Source organism: Lysobacter antibioticus HS124 (assembly GCF_000336385.2).
GTDB lineage: Bacteria > Pseudomonadota > Gammaproteobacteria > Xanthomonadales > Xanthomonadaceae > Lysobacter > Lysobacter firmicutimachus.
In genome coordinates this window covers 1,672-10,319 of sequence record NZ_HG424485.1, presented here as the reverse complement: position 1 = coordinate 10,319, position 8,648 = coordinate 1,672, and the positions used below count along the sequence as shown (strand labels likewise).

Annotated in this window: 9 protein-coding genes; 6 read left to right on the top strand and 3 right to left on the bottom strand. The window is 70.8% G+C overall.

Going from position 1 to position 8,648, the window contains the following annotated elements; all coding sequences use genetic code 11:
* Positions 1-230: 230 nt before the first annotated feature.
* The gene (gene gap / locus TX83_RS09150) at positions 231-1,235 is read right to left on the bottom strand and encodes a type I glyceraldehyde-3-phosphate dehydrogenase (protein WP_064747641.1); all 1,005 of its coding nucleotides are present in this window, start codon (positions 1,233-1,235) and stop codon (positions 231-233) included.
* 256 nt (positions 1,236-1,491) lie between these two features.
* Here gap and TX83_RS09145 point away from each other — a divergent pair, with 256 nt between their 5' ends.
* From TX83_RS09145 to TX83_RS09120, 6 genes are all read left to right on the top strand, one after another.
* On the top strand, positions 1,492-2,115 hold the full coding sequence (locus TX83_RS09145; protein WP_064747640.1) for an OmpW/AlkL family protein: 624 nt from the start codon (positions 1,492-1,494) through the stop codon (positions 2,113-2,115).
* A gap of 137 nt (positions 2,116-2,252) precedes the next feature.
* Positions 2,253-3,134 carry a S1/P1 nuclease gene (locus tag TX83_RS09140; protein WP_079248139.1) on the top strand — a complete coding sequence of 294 codons (882 nt, stop codon included), beginning with the start codon at positions 2,253-2,255 and terminating at the stop codon, positions 3,132-3,134.
* Between the two features lie 66 nt (positions 3,135-3,200).
* Positions 3,201-4,070 (top strand): MBL fold metallo-hydrolase, encoded by an 870-nt coding sequence (locus tag TX83_RS09135; RefSeq protein ID WP_064747639.1) that lies wholly within the window; start codon positions 3,201-3,203, stop codon positions 4,068-4,070.
* 181 nt (positions 4,071-4,251) lie between these two features.
* Positions 4,252-5,040, top strand: a complete 789-nt coding sequence (modA, locus tag TX83_RS09130) for a molybdate ABC transporter substrate-binding protein (protein WP_064747638.1) — start codon at positions 4,252-4,254, stop codon at positions 5,038-5,040.
* A 10-nt stretch (positions 5,041-5,050) separates the two neighbouring features.
* Complete coding sequence (gene modB / locus TX83_RS09125; protein ID WP_064747637.1) at positions 5,051-5,740, top strand: molybdate ABC transporter permease subunit; 690 nt, start codon at positions 5,051-5,053, stop codon at positions 5,738-5,740.
* Complete coding sequence (locus tag TX83_RS09120) at positions 5,737-6,369, top strand: ATP-binding cassette domain-containing protein (RefSeq protein WP_064747636.1); 633 nt, start codon at positions 5,737-5,739, stop codon at positions 6,367-6,369. The genes modB and TX83_RS09120 overlap by 4 nt, the downstream gene beginning before the upstream one ends.
* Before the next feature lie 27 nt (positions 6,370-6,396).
* On the opposite strand, the gene TX83_RS09115 is transcribed toward TX83_RS09120, so the two are convergent.
* Both TX83_RS09115 and TX83_RS09110 read right to left on the bottom strand, forming a co-directional pair.
* The gene (locus TX83_RS09115) at positions 6,397-7,575 is read right to left on the bottom strand and encodes a M56 family metallopeptidase (RefSeq protein WP_064747635.1); all 1,179 of its coding nucleotides are present in this window, start codon (positions 7,573-7,575) and stop codon (positions 6,397-6,399) included.
* A gap of 91 nt (positions 7,576-7,666) precedes the next feature.
* Positions 7,667-8,648, bottom strand: a 982-nt coding sequence (locus TX83_RS09110; RefSeq protein ID WP_222423744.1) for a M56 family metallopeptidase, incomplete at its 5' end; no start/stop codon positions are given.

The window sequence follows — 8,648 nt, the reverse complement described above, 5'->3', positions numbered from 1 at the left end:
GTCGCCTTGGACAAAGAAAGTGACCCGGCCGCTTGCGGACGGAAGCTTTGCTTTAGAGCTTTGAAGCTTTAAAGCTTTGAAGCTTTCGAAGCCTTCGAACGGCAAACGGCGCGAGATCGCAGCAGCGCGGTCGCGGCTTACGCCGCTCCTACAGGGGCAAAAGAAAAAGCCCCGCGGATGCGGGGCTCTTCCGGATCGTTGCCTACGCCGGGGGCGCCGGCGACCGCCGCTTACTTGGCGGCGACGACCTTGACCATTTCCAGGCACTTGTTCGAGTAGCCCCACTCGTTGTCGTACCAGCTGACCAGCTTGACGAAGGTGCCGTCCAGGGCGATGCCGGCCTCGGCGTCGAAGATCGAGGTGCGCGCGTCGCCGCGGAAGTCGGTCGCCACGACCTTGTCTTCGGTGTAGCCCAGCACGCCCTTCAGCGCGCCTTCCGACTGCGCCTTCATCTCGGCGCAGATCTCGGCGTAGGTGGCTTCCTTGGTCAGCTCGACGGTCAGGTCGACCACCGACACGTCCGAGGTCGGCACGCGGAACGACATGCCGGTGAGCTTCTTGTTGAGTTCCGGAATCACCACGCCGACCGCCTTGGCCGCGCCGGTGCTGGACGGGATGATGTTCTCCAGGATGCCGCGGCCGCCGCGCCAGTCCTTGTTGGACGGGCCGTCGACGGTCTTCTGGGTGGCGGTGGCGGCGTGCACGGTGGTCATCAGGCCGCGCTTGATGCCCCACTTGTCGTTCAGCACCTTGGCCAGCGGGGCCAGGCAGTTGGTGGTGCACGAGGCGTTGGAGACGATCGCTTCGCCCTTGTAGGTCTTGTCGTTGACGCCGTAGACGAACATCGGCGTGTCGTCCTTCGACGGCGCCGACAGCACCACCTTCTTGGCGCCCGCATCGAGATGCTTCTGCGCGGTGGCCTTGTCCAGGAACAGACCGGTGGACTCGATCACCACCTCGGCGCCGACCTCGTCCCACTTCAGGTTGGCCGGGTCGCGTTCCTGGGTCAGACGGATCTTCTTGCCGTTGACGATCAGGGTGTTGCCTTCGACCGCGACCGTGCCCTTGAAGCGGCCGTGGACCGAGTCGTACTGCAGCATGTAAGCCAGGTAGTCCGGCTCGAGCAGATCGTTGATGGCGACGATTTCGATCTCGTTGCCGAAGTTCTGCACGGCCGCGCGCAGGACATTGCGCCCGATGCGGCCGAAGCCGTTGATGCCTACCTTGATCGTCATTGAGGTACTCCTGCGGCCGCCCCGGGGCGGGTCGTTTGGGGAAACCGCCATTCTAACAAGCCCCGCCCCCGGCCCGCAGGACCGGCACCCGACGGTTCCCGGGCCCGGGGGCCGGACGGGCGGCAAGGGGGCCGGAAAGGACTGGGATCGGGGTCAAAGTTTGATTTTGCCGCCCCTCTTTAGAGTGCGCAGTGGCGCAAGCCCCGTTCAGCATGATTACAATCCGGCCTTTCCGACCACCCAGGGGACTCAAGGAATGAACCATCGTCTGATCGGCGGCGCCCTCGCCGCAGCCCTCGCCTGCGCGGCCCAGCCGGCCCTGGCCCAGCAAGCCGGCAACTTCACCGTCGGCATCGGCGTCCACCAGGTCAACCCGAAGTCCAACAACGGCACCGTCCTCAACGGCGCGGCCCAGTTGGAAATCGACGACAACGTCCAGCCGACCTTCACTTTCGAATACTTCATCCGCGAGAACCTCGGCATCGAGGTGCTGGCCGCGACGCCGTTCAAGCACGACATCGCGGTCAAGGGCGTGGGCAAGGTCGGCGAGACCAAGCACCTGCCGCCGACCTTCTCGCTGCAGTACCACTGGAACAGCCGCGGCACCGTCTCGCCCTTCGTCGGCGTCGGCATCAACTACACGACCTTCTTCAGCGAGAAGACCACCGGCGCGCTGGACGGGCTGGACCTGCGCCTGGAAGACTCGGTCGGCGTCGCCGCCCACGCCGGCATCGACTTCATCCTCAGCGAGCGCAGCGCGATCCGCGTCGATGCGCGCTGGATGGACATCCGCAGCGACGTCGAGCTGGAAGGCGAGAAGATCGGCAAGGCCGACATCGACCCGACCGTGTACGGCCTGGCCTACGTGATGAAGTTCTGATCCGCGGCGGGCTTCGGCCCGTCGTTCCGGCCGCCGCCGCGCCCGCGGCGCGGCCGTCGCGCGGCGACCGCGAGCGACGCCGCGCACCGCCATGTTCGGACAGTCGCAGCCCGGCCGGCTCGGCTAAAGTGCGTCCGATGAACGCATCCGGTCACCGCTCACGTCCGTCTTCCCTGGCCGCGCGCGCGCTGCGCCCGCTGGCCTGCGCCGCGCTGTTGCTGACCCTGCCGGCGCAGAGCCTGGCCTGGGGTCCGCAAGGCCATCGCCTGGTCGCCGCCCTGGCCTGGGACGGCATGACCCCGCAGGCCCGCGCCGAGGCGCTGCAGTTGCTCGCCGGCGAAGCCGACCCGAGCCTGCCCGGCATCGCCAACTGGGCCGACGAACTGCGGGCCAACGACCCCAAGCTCGGCAAGCTCAGCGCCAAGTGGCATTACGTCAACCTGGCCGAACGCACGGCCGGCGACGATTGCGGCTACGAGCCGGCCCGGCATTGCCCCAACGGCGACTGCGCGATCGAGGCGATCCGCACTCAGACCGCGATCCTCGCCGACCCCGGCCGCAGCCGCGCAGAACGCCGGCAGGCGCTGAAGTTCGTGGTCCACCTGGTCGGCGACGTGCACCAGCCGCTGCATGCCGGCTATGCCGACGACAAGGGCGGCAACGATTTCCAGATCCATATCGACGGCGAGCCCGAGCCCGCCGACGGCTACGGCACCAACCTGCATTCGCTGTGGGACAGCCGCATGTTGACGATGGCCCGGCTCGACGACGCGGCTTATCTGGCCAAGTTGCGGCGCAGCCCGGTGCCGGCGGCGAAGGCGACCGGCGTGCCGCCGGCGGCTGCGGACTGGGCCCGGCAATCGTGCCGGATCGCCGAGCGACCGGGCCTGTACCCGCCCAGCCATACCCTCGCCCCGGCCTATGTCGCGACCTGGCGGCCGGTCGCCGAGCAGCAGCTGCGGCTCGGCGGCGCGCGCCTGGCCGCGGTGCTCAATGCCGCGCTCGCGCCCAAGCGCTGAACCAGGGCCGCGGCGCCCTGCGGGCGCCGTATCCTTCGCGGTAGCCCCTCGTCGCAGGAGACCGGCATGACGCCGCAGGTTCTGCCCTTCCACCATCGAGACACCGGCACCTGGTCCTACCTGGTCGCCGACGCCGATAGCGGCGCGGCGGCGATCGTCGACCCGGTGCTGGACTACCAGGCGGCATCCGCGCGCACCGCGCTCGATTCCGCGCAACGCTTGCTCGATGCGGCCGCGCAGCGCGGTTGGCGGATCGAGTGGCTGCTGGAAACCCACGCCCACGCCGACCACCTCAGCGCTGCGCACGCGCTGCGCGAGCGCCTGCGCACCGCCGGCGGCGCGCCGCAGTTGGCGATCGGCCGCGGCATCGAGCAGGTGCGGCGCCACTTCGCGCCGCTGTTCGGCCTGCCGGCGCACGACCCGGCGCCGGCCTTCGACCGCCTGTTCGACGACGACGAACGCTTCCGCATCGGCGGCCTGCCGGCGCAGGCGATTCCGGTGCCCGGCCACACCCGCGACAGTCTGGCCTATCTGATCGGCGATGCCTTGTTCGTGGGCGACTCGCTGTTCCTGCCCGACAGCGGCACCGCGCGCTGCGATTTCCCCGGCGGCGACGCGGCCCAGTTGTACCGCTCGATCCAACGCCTGTACGCCCTGCCCGACGCCACCCGCGTGTTCGTCTGCCACGACTACGGCCAGCCCGACCGCGAACCGGCCTGCGAAACCACCATCGGCGAACAGAAGCGCAGCAACGCGCATGTGCGCGCCGATACCGGCGAGGCCGAGTTCGTGGCCCTGCGCCAGGCGCGCGACGCGACCCTGGCGGTGCCGGCGCTGATCCTGCCGGCGCTGCAGGTCAACCTGCGCGGCGGCGCCCTGCCCGAGCCGGACGCCGACGGCCAGCGCTATCTGAAACTGCCGCTCGACCGCCTCTGACGCGATCGCCCATCGGCGCGGAGGACGCTCTCCGGCGGCCGATCGCGCCGGCCGGATCGCGTCCGGCGCGGTGGGTGCGCCAGGCCGAATCGATCCGGACCATCGACGCGCCCTGAGCGCAGGCACGGCGGCGGCGCTTCGCGCTACTCTCGCCCTACCCCACACGCCGAGGCTTCGCGCCATGCTCCGCCCGTTCCGCCGCTTGCTCGGCGCCTTGTGCGTCGCCGGCCTGCTCGCCGGTCCGCTCGCCGCGCAATCGCGCCACGATGCCGCCCCGGTCACGGTATTCGCCGCCGCCAGCCTCAAAGAGTCGCTGGACGAAGCCGCCGCCGCGTTCCGGCGCAGCGGCGGCGCGCCGGTGCGGGTGTCCTACGCGGCCAGCTCTGCGCTGGCGCGCCAGATCGAACAGGGCGCGCCGGCCGATGCCTTCGTCTCGGCCGACCTGGAGTGGATGGACTATCTGCAAGAGCGCGGCCTGATCGACGTCCCCAGCCGGCGCAACCTGCTCGGCAACCGGTTGGTGCTGATCGCGCCGCAAGCCAGCCGCGCGCCCGCGGTGGCGCTCAAGCCCGGGGTGGATCTCAAGCCGCTGCTCGGCGACGGCCGCCTGGCCCTGGCCCTGACCGCGAGCGTGCCGGCCGGCAAGTACGCCCGCGCCGCCTTCGTCCGTTACGGCGTCTGGGCCGCGCTGCAACCGCGCGTGGCCGAAGCCGAGAACGTGCGCGCCGCGCTGATGCTGGTCGCGCGCGGCGAAGCGCCGCTGGGCGTGGTCTACGCCAGCGATGCGCGCGCCGAACCGAAGGTGCGGGTATTGGCGACGTTTCCCGCCGACAGCCATCCGCCGATCGTCTATCCGGTGGCGCGGCTGGTCTCGAGCAAGAACCCGGGCGCGGCCGCGTTCGTGCGCTGGCTGGGCACGCCCGCCGCGGCCACGATCTTCCGCCGCCACGGCCTGGCCGTATTGAAGTAGCCGCACTGCGATGGAGTTCAGCGACGCCGAACTGACCGCGATCTGGCTCAGCCTCAAGATCGCCACGGTCGCGACCCTGGCCAGCTTGCCGTTCGGCATCGGCCTGGGCTGGTTGCTGGCGCGCGTGCGCTTTCCCGGCAAGCTGCTGCTCGACACCGTGCTGCACCTGCCGCTGGTGTTGCCGCCGGTGGTGACCGGCTATGCGCTGCTGGTCCTGCTCGGCTCGCAGGGGCCGCTCGGCCGTTGGCTGCACGAGCAATGGGGCATCGGCTTCGCCTTCCGCTGGACCGGCGCCGCGCTGGCCAGCGCGATCATGGGCTTCCCCCTGCTGGTGCGGGCGATCCGGCTGTCGATCGAAGCGGTCGACCCGCGCCTGGAACAGGCCGCCGCGACCCTGGGTGCGAACCGCTGGCGAGTGTTTTTCGGCGTGACCCTGCCGCTGGCCTGGCCCGGCCTGCTGGCCGGCGCGGTGCTGTCCTTCGCCAAGGCGCTGGGCGAGTTCGGCGCGACCATCACTTTCGTGTCGAACATTCCCGGCGAAACCCAGACCCTGTCCTCGGCGATCTACGGCCTGATGCAGGTGCCCGACGCCGAGGCCGGCGTGCTGCGCCTGGCCGCGGTCGCGGTGGCGATCTCGTTCGCCGCGGTGCTGGCCTCGGAATGGCTGGTGCAGCGCCAGCGCGCGAGCGCGCAGCGATGAACGCGACGACCTTCCTGCTCGACCTGGAACTGCGCCGCGGCGGTTTCGCGCGCCGCATCGAGATCCGCAGCGACCGCCGGGTGATCGCCGTGATCGGCGAATCCGGCGCCGGCAAGACCTCGCTGCTGCACGCCATCGCCGGCCTGCTGCGGCCGGCGCGCGGGCGCATCGAGATCGCCGGCCAGTGCCTGTTCGACAGCGCCGCGCGCATCGACCTGCCGGCGCACCGGCGCCGGATCGGTTACGTGTTCCAGGACGCGCGCCTGTTCCCGCATCTGGACGTGCGCCACAACCTGCTCTACGGCTGGCGCGGGGAGGCGCGCCGCGAAACCCGCTTCGAGTTCGACGCCATCGTCGAACTGCTCGGCATCGGGGCCCTGCTCGGCCGCGGCACCGCCGGCCTGTCCGGCGGCGAGACCCAGCGCGTCGCGCTGGGCCGCGCGCTGTTGTCGCAGCCGCGCATCCTGCTGCTCGACGAACCGCTGTCGATGCTCGACATGGACCGCCGCGACGAATTGCTGCCCTACCTGCAACGGGTCCGCGACGAGACCGCGCTGCCGATGATCTACGTCAGCCATTACCCCGAGGAAGTGCGGCGCATCGCCGAGGAGACCCACCGCATCGGCTGAGGCCGGCGCCGCAGCCCGTCGCGCGGATCATCGCCGGGCGTTCGCCGCCGGCGGCGCGCGGCGCTTGACGCCCGGCACCAGCCGCACCGCTTCGCCGCGGAACTGCGCGGCCAAGCCGAATTCGGCCTCGATCAGCTGGAATGCGGTTTTGGCGCTGACGCGCTGCAGATCGAACGTCAGCATCCGGCGGGTATCGTCCAACGCTTCGGGGTTCTCCAGGCGCAATCCGGCCTCGGTCGCGACCCGCAAGGCGAAGCCGCGCTGGCTGACCGGCCGTTCGATGCTCATGGTGATCAGCCGCTCCTGGGGCGCTAGCGTCGGTTGGGTCGCCCAGGCGGCGAACGCGGTCGCGCCGCCGAGCGCGGCCAACGCGACCGCGCCGATGCGCGCCCGGACCGCACCGGGCAAAGGATGTCTGAGCATGGCGATTCGCTCCGTGATCGGATGGGTGGACGCCCACGAACACGTCAGCGGTGCGGCGCCGACGCGCAACGCGCTCTTCAGCATCGCTTCGGCGTAGTAGCGCCGCGCACCGGGGTATCGACGCAACACGCGCGCATCGCAGGCGAATTCCTGATCGGCGCGGAAGCGGCCGACGGCGTAATGCAACAGCGGGTTGAACCAGTACAGGCAGGACAGCAGGGCGACGAAGGCGTTGAGGTGCAGGTCGCCGCGGACGATGTGGCTGCGTTCGTGGGCGCGCACCAGGCTTCGCTCGACGGCGCTGTAGCGCCGTTCGAAATCGCGCGGCACCACGATCCTCGGCCGCCACAGGCCGAACGCCGCCGGCAGGCCGCAATCGGTACGGGCCTCGTGCAGGCCGTCGGCGCGGCGACGCAGCGCGCCCAGGCCGCGCACGAAGCGCCACTGCCGCCAGAGCAGCAGCAGCGCCATCACCGCCGCGCCCAGTGCCCAGACCGTGCCCAGCCCCCTCCAAGACTCCTGGACCACGGCCGCCGCCTGCATGCGCTCGGCATAGAGCGCAACCGGCTGCATCGCCATGGACAGCACGCCCGCGTCGCGGGGCGGCCAGGACGGCAGCAACACCGCCAGCATCGACGCAGGCACGATCAGCCAGGCCGCGTAGGCCACTCCTGCGCCGAAGCCGCGACGCAACGGCGCGCGCAGCAGCAGGACCAGCGCCAGGGCGGCGCTCATCGCCAGCGTCGTTTCGATCAGCGCGGCGCTCCAGTCGTGACGGCCCATCCTCCAACTCCTTCGGCAAAGCGCGCGCTCGGGCGCGGGAACCCATCGATCCGGCGACCGCGCAGACACCGCGGCCGCCGCGGGCGGGAGATCAGCGCTGCGCGCCCTTGCGGTAGAACATCACCGACTGCGCGCCGGGCGCCTGCGGGCGCTCGCCGGCGGCGAAGCGCACGCGGTCGCCGTCGATTTTCGCGGTCAGGCCGGTTTGCATCTGCAACAGGGCGAAGGCCATGCCCGCATCGATCTGGCTCAGGCGCGCCTCGCGCACCGCGACCGCATCGCTGAGGATCTCCGGATTGTCGATGCGCAGGCCGGCCAGTTCGGCGACATGCGCGGCGTACTGGCGTTGGCTCATCTGCGCGGTGTTCAGATCGAAACGGCGTTCGGCCGGCGCCGAGGCGGGCTGCGCCGCCCAGGCGCCGAAGCCGGTGACGGCGGCGAGCGCGATCAGGACGGCGGCGCCCAGGCGCAGGCGGGAAGCGGAGGGAGCGGTGCGATTGAGCATGGCGATACGTTCCTTGAGCGGATGCGAAGAGGACCACGTGCAGGCCAACGGCGACGGCCCGCCGCGCAAGCCGGCTTTGAGCAAGGCCTCGCCGTAGCTGCGCCGCGCCGTGGGAAGGCGGCGCAGCACGCGTTGGTCGCAGGCCAGTTCCTGGTCGCTGCGGAAAGCGCGCGCGGCGTAGTGCGACAACGGGTTGAACCAGTACAGGCACGACAACGACAGCACCGCGGCATTGGCGTACAGATCGCCGCGGGCGATGTGAATCCTTTCGTGCAGGGCGATGAGCCGGCGCTGGCGGGTGTCGTAGCGGCATTCGAAGTCCCGCGGCAGGACCACTTTCGGCCGCAACAGGCCCATCGCGGCGGGCAGGCCGTAATCGGTCTGCGCCTGCATGCTGCCGTCGGCGCGCGGATGCAGCCGGCCCAGGCGCCGCTCGAACCGGTGTTGCTGCCGCCATGCACGCAACGCCATCGCCAACGCACCGCTCAGCCAGAGCAGGCTCAGCGCGACCCACAGCGTGGCGACCGGCGCTTGCGGCGCGGCCGGCGCGAGCGCCATCGGCGCACCG